The following is a 14,084-nucleotide window of genomic DNA, read 5'->3' as shown; positions in this document are numbered from 1 at the left end:
GGGGACTACAATCCCCCTCCTCCCGCGCCATTAGCTGATCCAACCCCGCATGTTGACCTGCTCCGTACACCCATTGCCCTACCGGGCCAACCCCGCCGAGTATTTTGCGGCGATTCGCCATGCTCCCGGCGCGGTGCTGCTCGACAGCGGCCGCCCGGCCGCCGAGCGTGGGCGTTACGACCTGCTCAGCGCCTGGCCTGAAGCGACGTTGACGGTAGCGCCTGACGAAAGCGGCGCTGCTTTCCTGCATCGCTTACGGGAAAACCTGACGCGATTGGGTGAAGCCGCAATTCCCTCCGGTTTGCAGTTGCCGTTCGCCGGCGGCTTGATCGGCTACCTGAGCTACGACTTCGGCCGGCACCTGGAACACATGCCGCACTTGGCGGTGGATGACCTGCACCTGCCGGACGCGCGCTTTGGGCTGTATGCCTGGGCGCTGATCAGTGACCACCAGGCGCAGGCCAGCCAGCTGGTGTTTCATCCCACGCTGGCAGATAGCGAACGGCAACGACTGATCGCGTTGTTCAGCCATGGGGCTGTCGACACCTCTGCGCCGTTCAAACTCCAGGGCCCGATGGCGCCCGACCTCAGCGCCGAGGCCTACCGCCAGGCCATCGTGCGTATCCAGGATTACATCCAGGCCGGCGACTGCTACCAGGTCAACTTCGCCCAGCGTTTTCGCGCACCATGCATCGGTGATCCCTGGGCCGCCTATTGCGCCCTGCGCGAAGCCTGCCCGACGCCATTTTCCGGGTTCCAGAGCCTGCCGGACGACGGCGCGGTACTGAGCCTGTCGCCGGAGCGTTTCGTGCACATCAGCGAGCGCCACGTCGAAACCCGCCCGATCAAAGGCACCCGCCCCCGCGGCCTCACGCCGGAAGAAGACGCCGCCCATGCAGCCGAGCTGCTGGCCAGCCCCAAGGACCGCGCCGAGAACCTGATGATCGTCGACCTGCTGCGCAACGACCTCGGCCGCACCTGCCGCATCGGCTCGGTAAACGTGCCGGAACTGTTCAGCCTGGAAAGCTACCCCAATGTGCATCACCTGGTCAGCAGCGTGACCGGCGAGTTGGCCGACGATAAAGACGCCCTCGACCTGATCGCCGGCAGCTTCCCTGGTGGCTCGATCACCGGCGCCCCGAAGATCCGCGCGATGCAGATCATCGACGAACTGGAGCCCACACGCCGTGGGCTGTACTGCGGTTCGCTGGTGTACCTGGATGTGCGCGGCGAGATGGACAGCTCCATCGCCATCCGCAGTTTGCTGGTCAAGGATGGCCAGGTGTGCTGTTGGGGCGGCGGTGGGATCGTGGCGGATTCGCAGTGGGAGGCGGAGTACCAGGAGTCGCTGACGAAGGTGCGGGTGTTGTTACAAACGCTGGAAAGCCTGTAGCGCGCAGTGCCTTCCTGGCTCTCAGACGCAGCGCCGAGCAGTAGAAAAAACCTGAATCAGAACCGCAGTAGACGTAGTTGAACGTTGGAAGATAGCGTCCGGCTTCAACCGTCCACCCGCCGTCTGTGAAGGATCACATGAAGCGACTGCCTACCCGTCAGGAAATATTTCCGAGATTGCACCCCCTCTCAACCGCGCCTATCATCTCCCAAATTGGGAGATTGCAGCGATGCGGATAATCGCCCTCTCGACCTTACGAATATTCTGGGAAAGCCAACCCGCCTATATCGATGCAAAGGCACCGCTTATTGAATTGTATCGCCATATGGAAAAGGCCATTTACCCAACGCCACAAGCACTCAAGGCAGCGCTCAGGACCGCGAGCATTCTCAAAGGTGGCAGGGTTGTATTCAACGTGGGCGGCAACAAATATCGAGTGATCATGGCGATCGATTACCAGCGACAGCTTGGGTTCATACGGTTCGTAGGGACTCATGCGCAGTACGACCAGATCAATGCGGAGACCGTGTAATGAACATCAAACCCATACACTCCCAGGAAGACCTCACTGCGGCACTCGCGCGGGTGCAGCAGCTCTGGGGAGCGGACATCGGCTCGACTGAAGGCGATGAGCTGGAAATTCTTGCAGTACTCATTGAGAAGTACGAAGCCGAACATTACCCAATGCCACCTTCTGATCCGGTGGAAGCCATTAAATTTCGCATGGAGCAACTGGGCATGACTGCCCGCGACCTGGAGCCATTTATCGGCACCAGCGGACGTGTATCCGAAGTGCTGAACCACAAGCGCAAGCTGAGCCTGTCGATGATCAAGCGGCTGCATGAAGGCTTGAGTATTCCCTATGAGCGGTTGCTTGCAGGGGACTGACAGGAACATTGGTAGTGGCGCTACCTTCCCCATCGGGAGCAAGCCCCCTCCCACATTCGACCTCGTTTATCTGTTGGAATGGTGTCGAATGTGGGAGGGGGCTTGCTCCCGATAGGGCCCTCAGCCGGACCGAAAGAAATTACAGGCTCAACTGCCGATTCGACGCCCTGATGAACTCTTTCTTCAAATCTTCAAACGTATGCACCGCCGGAAACTGCGGGAATTCGCGAATCACATTTTCCGGCGCATGGAACAGAATCCCACGGTCGGCCTCGCCCAACATGGTGGTGTCGTTGTAGGAGTCGCCTGCGGCGATCACGCGGTAGTAGAGGGTCTTGAACGCCAATACTGACTGGCGCTTGGGGTCTTTCTGGCGCAGTTGGTAGCTGACCACGCGGTCGTTTTCGTCGGTGATGAGGCGGTGGCACAGCAAGGTCGGGAAGCCCAGTTGGCGCATCAGCGGCTGGGAGAATTCGTAGAAGGTGTCGGACAGGATCACCACCTGGAAGCGCTCGCGCAGCCAATTGACGAACTCGATGGCGCCGTCCAGCGGTTTGAGGGTGGCGATCACTTCCTGGATGTCGGCGAGCTTGAGCCCGTGTTCGTCGAGGATGCGCAGGCGCTGCTTCATCAGCACGTCGTAGTCGGGAATGTCCCGGGTGGTGGCCCGCAGGGATTCAATACCGGTTTTTTCGGCGAAGGCGATCCAGATTTCCGGCACCAGCACCCCTTCCAGGTCGAGACAGGCAATTTCCACAAGACACTCCCATTAGATGTTGTTGGTTGAGCGAGCAAAAGGACTGCCGAACTCTAGCGATTCAAGCCCGCCGCCGCAACGCAGAGCGGATTTTGATACCATCGCTCCCCTATAGAGCGCTCAGCGCCACTGACCTGTAGGAACCGTCCTGATGAACCAAGCCTTCGACGTCGTTGAACTCGCCACGACTTATGCCAACAAGTCTGCCCAGGACATTCTCAAGCTGGCGTTCAGCCAGTTCGGTGATGACCTGTGGATTTCCTTCAGCGGCGCCGAGGATGTGGTGCTGGTGGACATGGCCTGGAAGCTGAACAAGAACGTCAAGGTGTTCAGCCTCGACACCGGCCGCCTGCACCCGGAGACCTACCGGTTTATCGAGCAGGTGCGCGATTTCTACAAGATCGATATCGAACTGATCTCCCCGGACCAGAGCAAGCTGGAACCCTTCGTCAAGGAGAAAGGCCTGTTCAGCTTCTACAAGGACGGCCATGGCGAATGCTGCGGCGTGCGCAAGATCGAGCCGCTGCGCCGCAAGCTTTCCGACGTCAGCGCCTGGGCCACCGGCCAACGCCGCGACCAGAGCCCCGGCACCCGCAGCCAGGTGGCGGCGCTGGAAATCGACACGGCCTTCTCCACCCCGGAGCGAACCCTGTACAAATTCAACCCGCTGGCGCAGATGACCAGCGAAGAGATCTGGGGTTACATCCGCATGCTGGAATTGCCGTACAACAGCCTGCATGAGCGCGGCTTTATCAGCATCGGGTGCGAGCCGTGCACCCGTCCTGTGCTGCCGAACCAGCACGAGCGCGAAGGTCGTTGGTGGTGGGAGGAAGCCACCCAGAAGGAATGCGGGCTGCATGCCGGGAATATCATCAGCAAGGCCTAATGGCGGACGCGATTAAAAAATTTGGGAGGGGCGGTGCGACGATTCGACTTGCCCCCTCCCACATTTTGTCTTGTGCTGAATGTTAGAGATGTACACATAGATGTAACCATCGGTGCCATTTATGTGTGCAATTTCTCTTCAGCCGCACCATAACGTAACACCTCTCCCCTCCCCTCGGTTGGCCTGGTGAATCGCACGCTGACAACCCAAAAATAAATAGCTGTTCAATCGGTCAATTTATATTTCTTCAAATTCAGTCAGTTATTTAACCGACCTATAAAAACGAAATTACCCAGGACTTTCATAGATCCAAAACTGGCACGCATGTGGCTTAAGGTGGAATGTGCTTTGTATACAATAAATACAAAACCTACATACACTTTGCCATCTGCGGCTTCCCGGCAGATGTGCTGGAGCCTGCCGGAATGCGTACAAGCCTCTCGAATAACATCGCACTGGATCTGCCCTCCTCCGCCCTGAACCCAGACGCCACGAGCCCCGGCCCCTTGGTGCTCAGCCCACGCCTGCACAACAAGGACCTGGCGCCCACCAAGGTCGAAGGCCGACGTTGGGGGCGCTACAGCATCTTCGCGCTGTGGACCAATGACGTGCACAACATCGCCAACTATTCGTTCGCCATCGGCCTGTATGCGCTGGGCCTGGGCGGCTGGCAGATCCTGTTGTCCCTCGGGATCGGCGCGGCGCTGGTGTACTTCTTCATGAACCTGTCGGGGTATATGGGCCAAAAGACCGGCGTGCCGTTTCCGGTGATCAGCCGCATCAGTTTCGGCATTCACGGTGCGCAGATTCCGGCGTTGATCCGCGCCGTGATCGCGATTGCCTGGTTTGGTATCCAGACCTACCTCGCCTCGGTAGTTTTCCGCGTACTGCTGACGGCGATTCATCCAGGCTTTGCCGACTATGACCACAACTCGATCCTGGGGTTATCCACCCTGGGTTGGGCGTGTTTTGTGGCGATCTGGTTCGTGCAACTGGTGATCCTGGCCTATGGCATGGAGATGGTGCGCCGTTATGAAGGCTTCGCCGGGCCGGTGATTTTGCTGACTGTGGCGTCGCTGGCCGGTTGGATGTACTTCCAGGCCGGCGGCAACATTGCCTGGTCGATCCGCGAACCGCTGAGCGGCGGCGAGATGTGGCGCAATATCTTTGCCGGTGGCGCGTTGTGGCTGGCGATCTACGGCACGCTGATCCTCAACTTCTGCGACTTCGCCCGCTCTTCGCCGTGCCGCAAGACCATCCTGGTCGGCAACTTCTGGGGCTTGCCGGTGAATATCCTGGTGTTTGCCGCAATCACCGTGCTGCTCTGCGGCGGCCAGTTCCAACTCAATGGCCGGGTGATCGAAAGCCCGACCGAAATCATCGCCGCCATCCCCAATACCTTCTTTCTCGTGCTGGGCTGCCTGGCGTTCCTGATCGTCACAGTGGCGGTAAACATCATGGCCAACTTCGTCGCGCCGGCCTTTGTGCTAAGCAACCTGGCGCCCAAGTACCTGAACTTCCGCCGCGCCGGCCTGATCAGCGCCACCGTGGCCGTGCTGATCCTGCCGTGGAACCTCTACAACAGCCCGCTGGTGATCGTGTATTTCCTCTCCGGCCTGGGCGCACTGCTGGGGCCGCTGTACGGGGTGATCATGGTCGATTACTGGCTGATTCGTAAAAGCCAGGTGGACGTGCCGCAGCTGTATAGCGAAGACCCAAATGGCGTTTATTACTACAGCCGAGGGGTGAATATGCGTGCAGTGGCGGCGTTTATTCCTGCAGCCGTGATCGCCATCCTGCTGGCGCTGTTGCCGGGATTTGCCAGCGTCTCGCCGTTTTCCTGGTTGTTTGGCGCCGGTATTGCAGGGTTGCTGTACCTGCTGATCGCCAAGCGCCAGCCGTTCTACGCCGATGTCAGCGGCGAAAGCATTGCCGTCGATAACGTCAGTCACTGAGTAAGGACCTTCCATGCGTATCCTCGTGGTCAACGTCAACACCACCGAATCCATCACTGAAACCATCGCCCAGCAAGCGCGGGCCGTGGCCTCGCCAGGCACTGAGATTGTCGGGCTTACCCCGTACTTCGGCGCGGAATCGGTGGAGGGCAATTTTGAGAGCTACCTGGCCGCCATCGCCGTGATGGACCGGGTAATGGCTTACGACCAACCGTTCGATGCGGTGATCCAGGCCGGCTACGGCGAGCACGGCCGTGAAGGCTTGCAGGAATTGCTGAACGTACCGGTGGTGGACATCACCGAAGCGGCCGCCAGCACGGCGATGTTCCTCGGCCATGCGTATTCAGTGGTGACGACCCTGGACCGCACGGTGCCGCTGATCGAAGACCGCCTGAAACTCGCCGGCCTGTACCAGCGCTGTGCCTCGGTGCGCGCCAGCGGCATGGCGGTGCTGGAGTTGGAAGAAGACCCGCTGGCCGCCATGGAAGCCATCGTGCGCCAGGCGGAACTGGCTATCCGCGAGGACAAAGCCGAAGTGATCTGCCTGGGTTGCGGCGGCATGGCCGGGCTGGATGAGCAGATTCGCCAGCGCACCGGGGTGCCGGTGGTGGATGGGGTGACGGCGGCGGTGACCATCGCCGAATCCCTGGTGCGGCTGGGGTTGTCGACGTCGAAGATCCGGACTTACGCGACGCCTCGACCGAAGCAGGTGATTGGCTGGCCAACTCGGTTCGGCCGCTGATCTGCGCCTGGTTTCAGATTGCGCTGAACCTCTGGCCCAGCTTCTTCTCGGCAAACTGCTCGATGATGAAATCCACAAACGCCCGGGTCTTGCCGGGCAGCAGTTTGTGCTCGGCGTAGTAGATGGAAATATTGCCGTCGTCGACGTACCAGTCGGGCAACACCCTTACCACCTCGCCGCTGTCGAGGAACGGCACGGCCATGGGCATGCTCACCAGCGCAATCCCCAGGCCTTGGGCACTGGCGCAGCAGGCGGCTTCGGAGTCGCTCATGGTCATGCCGGGCTTGAGCACCAGCGGGCGGTGTTCACGTTCGACACTGGTCAACTGCCAGGAACGAATACGCCCGGTTTGCGGCGAGCGGATCAGGATGCCCTTGCAGCGCGACAAGTCTTCGGGCTCGCGCACCGGTGGGCGTTGCGCCAGGTAAGCCGGTGAAGCCACCAGCACCCGATGCGCCGGCGTCAACTTGCGCGCCACCACGCCTTGGGGCAGCTCAAAACCGCCGCCGATGGCGGCATCGAAGCCTTGGCCGATCAGGTCCACCTGGCGGTTATCGAAATGCCAGTCCGGGCTGATATCCGGAAAGCGCCCCATGAACGTCCCGAGCAACGGCACCACATAACGATTGCCAAACACCGTGCCCATGCTGACCTTGAGTGTGCCCACCGGCCGACCTTCGGCGCTGGCCAGGTTGGCCACGGCATTCTGGATGGTGGTGAGGCTGCCGCTGACTTCGGCCAGGAACAACTTGCCGGCTTCGGTCAGCGCCAGACGCCGGGTGCTGCGCTGGAACAGCCGCACGCCGAGGCGCACCTCCAGCTTGGCGACGCTTTTGCCGACCGCCGCCGGGGTCAGGCTCAGGTGCCGGGCCGCCTCGGCAAAGCTGCCGCCTTCAGCGCTTCGCACAAAGCATTCGATACTGCCAAAGCTTTCCATAACGCCCCACTCTAAACTTTTGGTTTACACAGACTATAGCAATCACGGTCTACCGGCAGCGGCGAGCGAGGTCGATACTCGGCTCCCACAACAGGGCATTGCGCCTTGAACGACTCGGAGATCGACATGACCACACACAACCTCAGCGGCAAAGTCGCCTTGATCCAAGGCGGTTCCCGCGGTATCGGCGCCGCCATCGTCAAGCGCCTGGCCGCACAGGGCGCAGCCGTCGCCTTCACCTACGTCAGCTCGGCCGCCAAGGCTGAAGCCTTGCAGAACAGCGTGATCAGTGACGGCGGCAAAGCCTTGGCGATTCACGCCGACAGCGCCGATGCCACTGCGATCCGCAACGCCGTCAACGCCACCGTGGAAGCCTTTGGCCGCCTGGACATCCTGGTGAATAACGCCGGCGTGCTGGCCATCGCTCCGCTGGAAGACTTCAAGCTGGAAGACTTCGACCAGACTTTGGCGATCAACGTGCGCAGCGTGTTTATCGCCACCCAGGAAGCCGCCAAGCATATGGGTGAAGGTGGCCGGGTGATCAACATCGGCAGCACCAATGCCGAACGCATGCCGTTTGGCGGTGGTGGCCCGTACGCGATGAGCAAGGCGGCGCTGGTCGGTTTGACCAAGGGTTTGGCGCGGGACCTGGGGCCGCGCGGCATCACCATCAACAACGTGCAACCTGGGCCGGTGGACACCGATATGAACCCGGCAAACAGTGATTTTGCCGAGAGCCTGATCGGGTTGATGGCGGTGGGGCGTTACGGGCACGTGGAAGAGATTGCCAGTTTCGTGGCGTATCTGGCCGGGCCGGAAGCGGGGTATATCACCGGTGCCAGCCTGACTATCGATGGTGGCTTCAGCGCATAACCCAATGTGGGAGCGGCTTGCCCCCTCCCACATGTTGACCTTGTTGGTTCAGGAGATGGGGGGCAGTCCATAGGCCGCCAGGTCGAAGTCCGCAAGCTTGCGGATGATCTGGTCGGCATGCTGGTACTTGCTGTCGGCCATGGCTTCATCAGGGACGGCGATCGCGGTCATATGGGCGGCCTTCGCAGCCGTTACACCAAACGGCGAATCCTCGAACACCAGGCAATCTTCCGGGGCAACGCCCAGGCGGCGTGCAGCGGTGAGGAAGATGTCCGGCGCCGGCTTGGCGGCGCCGACTTCCGGGTCGTCAGCGGTGACGATGGTGTCGAACAAACCAAACCACTCGCGGTGCAAGGTGGTCTTGTGGCCAAACGAATTGCGCGACGAACTGGTACCCACGGCAATCGGAATGTTGTGCGCCTTCAAGTGCCGCACCAGCGCTTCCGCGCCAGGCATGCCCAAGGCCTTGGGAAAGCGCTCGCTCATCAGCGGTTCGCGAATTTCGAGGAATTCAGCCGGGGTAATCGGCAGGTCCAGCGCCTTGACCACATAGTCGGCCAAATCCTGGGCACCGCGCCCGATGATGTGCTGCTTGATGCCCCAGTCGTAGGTTCGGCCGTAGCGTTCAGCGATGATCTGCGTGACTTCGGTGTAGATGCCTTCCGTATCCAGCAACAACCCGTCCATATCGAAAATCACGGCCTTGATCGGACCGACTGCGGTACGCGGTGCATTCATCGCTACAAAACCCTGGAGGAAGGACTAAAAGGATTCAGCACAATAACGGCCACGCTTGCCCGCTAGCAACCCTTTAGACTGTGCGCCCCCTCCTTTCGAAGCGCGCGCAATGCTCTATCGTCTAGCCGCAGACAGCCTCGTGCTGTTCCACCTGTGTTTCATCCTGTTCGTACTGTTTGGTGGGCTGCTGGCCCTGAAATGGCGCCCGGTTATCTGGCTGCACCTGCCTGCCGCTGCGTGGGGCGTGGCGGTAGAAGTATTCCACCTGCCCTGCCCGCTGACCCGTTGGGAAAACCTGTTTCGCCACCTCGCCGGGCAGGACGGTTATGGCGGTGGGTTTATCGAGCACTACATCCTCACGCTGATCTACCCGGCCGGGCTGACGCCACAGATCCAACTGGGCCTGGGCGCGTTGGTGCTGGCGATCAATATCGCGGTGTATGTGCGCTTGATCAGGCAGCCGCGGGGTTTGCCGCATTAGACAGGTTGCCCATGCCGAGCAGCGTGGCCTCCACCGCCTCATCCAGCGGCGTATGGGGTTCACTGCCCAGGGTTTGCAGGAGCCGGTTGTTGTCCAGGAGCAGTGGGGTTTGCCACAGGTAACGCATCTCCTGCAGTTCGCGGAAGGTGACGACAAAAGGCGCAGCCAGCTTCAGCAGCCACCAGGGGAAAGCGCCTACGCGGGGTGTGGTGCCCGTCCTGCGTTGGACGACTCGGCGGATGGCCTCAACCATCTGGGTGCCATCGGTGTCCACATACCCGGCCATATGAAAACGCGCAAACGGTTCCAGGCTTTCGCGACGCTCCAGCAACTGGACCATCGTGCGTGCCACGTCCGGCAGGTAGGCCCACTGGTGCGCCATACCCGGCGCGCCCGGGTAACTCACCGTGCCCACCGGTTTGCCCGGTTTGACCAAGCCTTGGGAAAACCAGCTGTTGGCCGCCTTGGGGCCGAAAAAATCCCCGGCCCGCACAATCAGCACCCGTGCACCGTTACGCGATGCGTCCAGCAGGTGCTGTTCCATCTCGACGCGAATCGCACCTTTGCGCGTGTGCGGGTGCTGTGGCGAATCTTCGCCGACCTGTGGGAAAGCGTCTGGCCCATAGTTATAGACGGTTCCCGGCAACACAATGGTCGCCCCTTCGGCGATTGCCGCGGCAATGCTGTTATCCAGCATCGGCAACACCAGCTCGGCCCAGCGACGATAACCAGGCGGGTTCACTCCGTGCACGATCACTGAACACCCTTTGGCCGCCGCGAGCACATCCGAACGGTTCATCGCGTCACCCTGTACCCAGGTGAAATCGCGGCTGTGGCGGCGGGCCGTTTCCACATCCCGCGTCAGCGCTATGACCTGCCACCCTTTGGCGAATAACTGGCGTGCCACTTCACCGCCGATCCCACCGCTCGCGCCGAGTACCAATACCTTGTCCATGCCCTGCCTCCCGCACTGAGTTGATGGGGTCATCCTGAGCGTCGGCACGCTATAGATAAATTACCCAAGAGCGTCCAGCCGCTATACATTTATGCATGGTATTGACTATCGGTTGGGAGCTTTACCGAACCTTCCTCGGTGTACTCAAGGAGGGCTCGTTGTCGGGGGCCGCACGGCAGCTCGGCATCACACAGCCCACGGTCGGTCGGCATATTGCCGCCCTGGAAACCGCGCTGGGCGTTGTGCTGTTTACCCGCTCACCGACCGGTTTGTTGCCGACGGCGGTCGCCCACACGCTGCGCGCCCACGCCGAAACCATGGCGCGTACCGCCGCCGCCCTTGAGCGCGCCGCCTCGTCACAGGGCGATGAAGTACGCGGCGTCGTGCGGGTGTCTGCCAGTGAAGTGGTCGGTGTTGAGGTACTGCCGCCGATCCTCAGCCAATTGCGCCAGCAACATCCCCACCTCAAGGTCGAACTGATCCTGACCAACCGCCTGAGCGACCTGCTGCAACTCGAAGCCGACATCGCCGTGCGCATGGTCCGCCCGAGCCAGGAACAACTGCTGGCACGGCGTATCGGCCTGATCGAAGTGGGCTTGCACGCCCGCGACGACTACCTGCAACAGCACGGTATCCCGCAGCAACTGCAAGACCTGGCGGCACACTCGGTGATCGGCTTCGACCAGGAAACCGCGTTCATCCGCAGCCTCGCTATCCCGGGCTTCGAGCGCAGTGCGTTTGCCCTCAGCAGCGACAGCGACCTGGCACAACTGGCGCTGATTCGCGCCGGTGCCGGCATTGGCGGCTGCCAGGTGCAACTGGCCAAGCGCGACCCACGCCTGCAGCGCGTTCTGCCGGATGCCTTTGCGTTCAAGATGGACACCTGGGTCACCATGCACGAAGACCTGCGCAACAGCCCGCGCTGCCGAGTGATGTTCGACGCCCTGGTGCAGGGTTTGCAGCGTTACGTACAGGATTGAGACAGCTTCACTGGTGAAGAATCAGACTCCCTCAGTCCCTTCACCGGCGCGCCCCATGTCCGAAGCCTTCGAAGTCCCCAGCCCTCACGAAAAACACCTTGAACACACCACCGAACATGCCCACGGCCGTGGGGACAATTTCGCCAGTCGCATCGCCGTCATGACCGCACTGATGGCCACCCTCGGCGCCATGCTCAGCTACCAGGCCGGCTCCACCGAGAGCGAGGCGGCGATGGACAAGAACAACGCGGCCATCATCAAGACCGAAGCCGCCAACCAGTGGAACTACTACCAGGCCAAGTCCAGCCGGCAGAACCTGGCGGAACTGGCGACCCATATTCCCGGTGTGGATGCCGCGCATTACAAGGATGAGATCGAGCGCTACAAAAGCCAGAAGGAAGAGGTACGCAAGCAGGCGGAGAAACTGGAGGCAACTTCGAAGCAATGGGATGAAAAATCCGAGCAGGCCCTGCACCAGCATCATCGATGGGCCCAGGCGATGACCGCGATTCAGATCGCGATTTCGCTGGCGGCGATTACGTTGTTGACGAGAAGGGAGTGGTTGAAGCGCATGTCCTATGCGGCGGCGGGTGTGGCGGTGGTGTTAGGTAGCCTGGCGTGGCTGCATATCTAGCAATTTTACTTGGGCGCGTTGCATTCATCGCTATATAGTAAATCGCATAACGCTACCCAAGGAGATACCGGTGTCCGCACAACCCAAAGAAGCCGTGGGCGCCGCCTACAGCATTGAATCCATGCGCTATGCCCAGGCCATGACCTGGCAAGCCATCGCCCACCTCGCCCAGCGCATCCGCCCCGGCATGCTGGAATCCGAAGCGCGCGAATTGGGCAAGCAAGTGCTTGCCGAGCTCGACATGCAACGCATCTGGCACCCGCTGCTGGTGCGCTTCGGCGCCAACACCCTCAAGACCTTCAAACAACGCTCCGATGGCGACCCGGTGCTGGGCGACAACGACATCTTCTTCATCGACATGGGCGCCGTGTGGCAAGGCCACGAAGGTGACGCCGGCGCGACCTTCGCCACCGGCAACGACGCGGACATGATCGCCTGCGCCAACGCCGCCAAGGAACTGTTCGACCGCGTGCAAGCGCGCTGGATAGACGACCGGGTCGTCGGCCTGGAGCTTTACCGCTACGCCGAAGCACAAGCCCAGGCCATGGGCTGGCAACTGAACCTGGACATCAAGGGCCATCGCGTCAGCGACTTTCCCCACGCCATCCACCGCGGCGGCGACCTGGGTGACTTCGAGCACTACCCGAATGCGGGGCTGTGGATCCTGGAAATCCAGATCGCCCACCCGACCAAGCCCTATGGCGCCTTCTATGAAGACTTGCTCGCCTGACCTTTAAAGGGACAGAAATGGAACGCTCCGACGTTGCCAAAATCGCCCCCGCTTTAACCTGAGCCCGCGACGTATCATGGGCCGACCTTTTCGAGGATGGCCCTGGCTGCTCGGCGCCATCGCATTCGGCGGCATCCTAGGGCCAGTCGCATTGATGTTCGGCCTGACCCGCACCGCCGGCGCGACCGCCTCCCTGATGCTCAACCTTGAATCGGTGCTGACCGCCGTCACCGCCTGGGTCGTGTTCAGGGAAAACGCCGACCGTCGCATCGTCCTGGGGATGATCGCCATCGTGCTGGGCGGCGTGGTGTTGTCAGCGGTCGACGGCGGCGGTACGAGCCATGACTGGACGGGGCCGCTGGCGGTTGCCGTGGCATGCCTGTGCTGGGGGATCGATAACAACCTGACACGCAAGGTGTCTGCGTCGGACGCGCTGTTTATCGCCGGGGCCAAGGGGTTGATTGCGGGGCTGGTGAATGGCGGGTTGGCGCTTTATCTCGGGGCGCAGATCCCGGGCATGGCGCAGCTGGCGCCTATCTTGCTGGTGGGTTTTCTGGGCTATGGCATCAGCCTGGTGATGTTCGTGCTGGCGTTGCGCGGACTGGGCAGTGCACGCACAGGCGCCTATTTTTCCACCGCGCCGTTCCTGGGTGCCGCGATGGCGGTGCTGATGTTGGGTGAGTCAGTGACAGCCGCCTTCTGGATTGCATCGGCGTTGATGGCCGTGGGCGTTTGGCTGCACCTGACGGAGCGGCACGCCCATGATCATCAGCATGACGCGACGGAACACGGGCATCGGCATGTGCATGATGAACATCATCAGCATGAGCACGGGTTTGAGTGGGATCCGGCGGAACCCCATAGCCATGTGCATGTGCACAGTCCGCTGAGGCACAGCCATGCGCATTTTCCGGATGTGCATCATCGGCGTAGGCATTGAGGGCGGCCCCACTACCTCTTCGACGTAGCGCTGTCGCGCAGCAAACGGGGCCCTCTGTGGCGAGCGGGCTTGCCCCGCGTTGGGGTGCGAAGCGCCCCTGATGAAAACGTATACGGTGTATCAGGCACTAATCAGCGCCTGGTTTTGGGGCTGCTGCGCAGCCCAACGCGGGACAAGCCCGCTCGCCACAGGAAT

15 protein-coding genes and 1 pseudogene are annotated in these 14,084 nt (G+C 61.2%); 12 read left to right on the top strand and 4 right to left on the bottom strand.

Annotation, left to right across the window (positions count from 1 at the left end; translation table 11 throughout):
* Positions 1–49 precede the first annotated feature (49 nt).
* The 3 genes from pabB (at position 50) to AD670_RS13230 (ending at position 2,281) form a co-directional block, all read left to right on the top strand.
* Positions 50–1,393: an aminodeoxychorismate synthase component I gene (gene pabB, locus AD670_RS13240; protein WP_053132721.1), complete on the top strand. Its 1,344-nt coding sequence runs from the start codon at positions 50–52 to the stop codon at positions 1,391–1,393.
* A 229-nt stretch (positions 1,394–1,622) separates the two neighbouring features.
* Entirely contained in the window at positions 1,623–1,925 is a 303-nt protein-coding gene (locus tag AD670_RS13235; protein WP_053132719.1) for a type II toxin-antitoxin system HigB family toxin, read from the top strand.
* Positions 1,925–2,281 carry a type II toxin-antitoxin system HigA family antitoxin gene (locus AD670_RS13230; RefSeq protein WP_053132715.1) on the top strand — a complete coding sequence of 119 codons (357 nt, stop codon included), beginning with the start codon at positions 1,925–1,927 and terminating at the stop codon, positions 2,279–2,281. The genes AD670_RS13235 and AD670_RS13230 overlap by 1 nt, the downstream gene beginning before the upstream one ends.
* Before the next feature lie 139 nt (positions 2,282–2,420).
* On the opposite strand, the gene thrH is transcribed toward AD670_RS13230, so the two are convergent.
* The gene (gene thrH / locus AD670_RS13225; protein ID WP_053132712.1) at positions 2,421–3,038 is read right to left on the bottom strand and encodes a bifunctional phosphoserine phosphatase/homoserine phosphotransferase ThrH; all 618 of its coding nucleotides are present in this window, start codon (positions 3,036–3,038) and stop codon (positions 2,421–2,423) included.
* Positions 3,039–3,189: 151 nt separating this feature from the next.
* Between thrH and AD670_RS13220 the strand changes: the two genes are divergently transcribed.
* The 3 genes from AD670_RS13220 (at position 3,190) to AD670_RS13210 (ending at position 6,621) form a co-directional block, all read left to right on the top strand.
* The gene (locus AD670_RS13220) at positions 3,190–3,924 is read left to right on the top strand and encodes a phosphoadenylyl-sulfate reductase (RefSeq protein WP_053132710.1); all 735 of its coding nucleotides are present in this window, start codon (positions 3,190–3,192) and stop codon (positions 3,922–3,924) included.
* Positions 3,925–4,349: 425 nt separating this feature from the next.
* Entirely contained in the window at positions 4,350–5,879 is a 1,530-nt protein-coding gene (locus AD670_RS13215) for an NCS1 family nucleobase:cation symporter-1 (protein WP_053132706.1), read from the top strand.
* A 13-nt stretch (positions 5,880–5,892) separates the two neighbouring features.
* The gene (locus tag AD670_RS13210; RefSeq protein ID WP_053132703.1) at positions 5,893–6,621 is read left to right on the top strand and encodes an aspartate/glutamate racemase family protein; all 729 of its coding nucleotides are present in this window, start codon (positions 5,893–5,895) and stop codon (positions 6,619–6,621) included.
* A 13-nt stretch (positions 6,622–6,634) separates the two neighbouring features.
* Here AD670_RS13210 and AD670_RS13205 read toward each other — a convergent pair whose 3' ends face one another.
* Entirely contained in the window at positions 6,635–7,558 is a 924-nt protein-coding gene (locus AD670_RS13205) for a LysR family transcriptional regulator (protein WP_053132702.1), read from the bottom strand.
* Between the two features lie 126 nt (positions 7,559–7,684).
* Between AD670_RS13205 and AD670_RS13200 the strand changes: the two genes are divergently transcribed.
* Positions 7,685–8,431 (top strand): 3-oxoacyl-ACP reductase family protein, encoded by a 747-nt coding sequence (locus AD670_RS13200; RefSeq protein ID WP_053132699.1) that lies wholly within the window; start codon positions 7,685–7,687, stop codon positions 8,429–8,431.
* A gap of 48 nt (positions 8,432–8,479) precedes the next feature.
* Here AD670_RS13200 and AD670_RS13195 read toward each other — a convergent pair whose 3' ends face one another.
* Positions 8,480–9,169: an HAD-IA family hydrolase gene (locus tag AD670_RS13195; RefSeq protein WP_053132697.1), complete on the bottom strand. Its 690-nt coding sequence runs from the start codon at positions 9,167–9,169 to the stop codon at positions 8,480–8,482.
* Between the two features lie 109 nt (positions 9,170–9,278).
* On the opposite strand from AD670_RS13195, the gene AD670_RS13190 reads away from it, so the two are divergent.
* Positions 9,279–9,650, top strand: coding sequence for a DUF2784 domain-containing protein (locus AD670_RS13190; RefSeq protein WP_053132694.1), 372 nt, complete (start codon positions 9,279–9,281; stop codon positions 9,648–9,650).
* Here AD670_RS13190 and AD670_RS13185 read toward each other — a convergent pair.
* Complete coding sequence (locus tag AD670_RS13185) at positions 9,622–10,605, bottom strand: SDR family oxidoreductase (RefSeq protein ID WP_053132691.1); 984 nt, start codon at positions 10,603–10,605, stop codon at positions 9,622–9,624. The two genes, AD670_RS13190 and AD670_RS13185, sit on opposite strands and share 29 nt — an antisense overlap.
* A gap of 95 nt (positions 10,606–10,700) precedes the next feature.
* On the opposite strand from AD670_RS13185, the gene AD670_RS13180 reads away from it, so the two are divergent.
* The 4 genes and pseudogenes from AD670_RS13180 to AD670_RS13165 all read left to right on the top strand — a co-directional run.
* Complete coding sequence (locus AD670_RS13180) at positions 10,701–11,585, top strand: LysR family transcriptional regulator (protein ID WP_053132688.1); 885 nt, start codon at positions 10,701–10,703, stop codon at positions 11,583–11,585.
* Between the two features lie 55 nt (positions 11,586–11,640).
* Complete coding sequence (locus AD670_RS13175) at positions 11,641–12,219, top strand: DUF4337 domain-containing protein (RefSeq protein WP_053132685.1); 579 nt, start codon at positions 11,641–11,643, stop codon at positions 12,217–12,219.
* A 70-nt stretch (positions 12,220–12,289) separates the two neighbouring features.
* Entirely contained in the window at positions 12,290–12,949 is a 660-nt protein-coding gene (locus AD670_RS13170) for a M24 family metallopeptidase (RefSeq protein WP_053132683.1), read from the top strand.
* A gap of 97 nt (positions 12,950–13,046) precedes the next feature.
* Positions 13,047–13,889, top strand: a pseudogene (locus AD670_RS13165) (EamA family transporter); the annotation flags it as partial.
* Positions 13,890–14,084: the final 195 nt, after the last annotated feature.

This window comes from Pseudomonas sp. MIACH (assembly GCF_001269925.1).
Classification (GTDB): Bacteria; Pseudomonadota; Gammaproteobacteria; order Pseudomonadales; family Pseudomonadaceae; genus Aquipseudomonas.
The sequence above is the reverse complement of the archived record's forward strand: the minus strand, read 5'-3'. Positions and strand labels throughout refer to the sequence as shown.

Coding starts and splice junctions, on each gene's coding strand:
- pabB (WP_053132721.1), top strand. CDS start 50: ATGTTGACCTGCTCCGTACACCCATTGCCCTACCGGGCCAACCCCGCC.
- AD670_RS13235 (WP_053132719.1), top strand. CDS start 1,623: ATGCGGATAATCGCCCTCTCGACCTTACGAATATTCTGGGAAAGCCAA.
- AD670_RS13230 (WP_053132715.1), top strand. CDS start 1,925: ATGAACATCAAACCCATACACTCCCAGGAAGACCTCACTGCGGCACTC.
- AD670_RS13220 (WP_053132710.1), top strand. CDS start 3,190: ATGAACCAAGCCTTCGACGTCGTTGAACTCGCCACGACTTATGCCAAC.
- AD670_RS13215 (WP_053132706.1), top strand. CDS start 4,350: ATGCGTACAAGCCTCTCGAATAACATCGCACTGGATCTGCCCTCCTCC.
- AD670_RS13210 (WP_053132703.1), top strand. CDS start 5,893: ATGCGTATCCTCGTGGTCAACGTCAACACCACCGAATCCATCACTGAA.
- AD670_RS13205 (WP_053132702.1), bottom strand. CDS start 7,558: ATGGAAAGCTTTGGCAGTATCGAATGCTTTGTGCGAAGCGCTGAAGGC.
- AD670_RS13200 (WP_053132699.1), top strand. CDS start 7,685: ATGACCACACACAACCTCAGCGGCAAAGTCGCCTTGATCCAAGGCGGT.
- AD670_RS13195 (WP_053132697.1), bottom strand. CDS start 9,169: ATGAATGCACCGCGTACCGCAGTCGGTCCGATCAAGGCCGTGATTTTC.
- AD670_RS13190 (WP_053132694.1), top strand. CDS start 9,279: ATGCTCTATCGTCTAGCCGCAGACAGCCTCGTGCTGTTCCACCTGTGT.
- AD670_RS13185 (WP_053132691.1), bottom strand. CDS start 10,605: ATGGACAAGGTATTGGTACTCGGCGCGAGCGGTGGGATCGGCGGTGAA.
- AD670_RS13180 (WP_053132688.1), top strand. CDS start 10,701: ATGGTATTGACTATCGGTTGGGAGCTTTACCGAACCTTCCTCGGTGTA.
- AD670_RS13175 (WP_053132685.1), top strand. CDS start 11,641: ATGTCCGAAGCCTTCGAAGTCCCCAGCCCTCACGAAAAACACCTTGAA.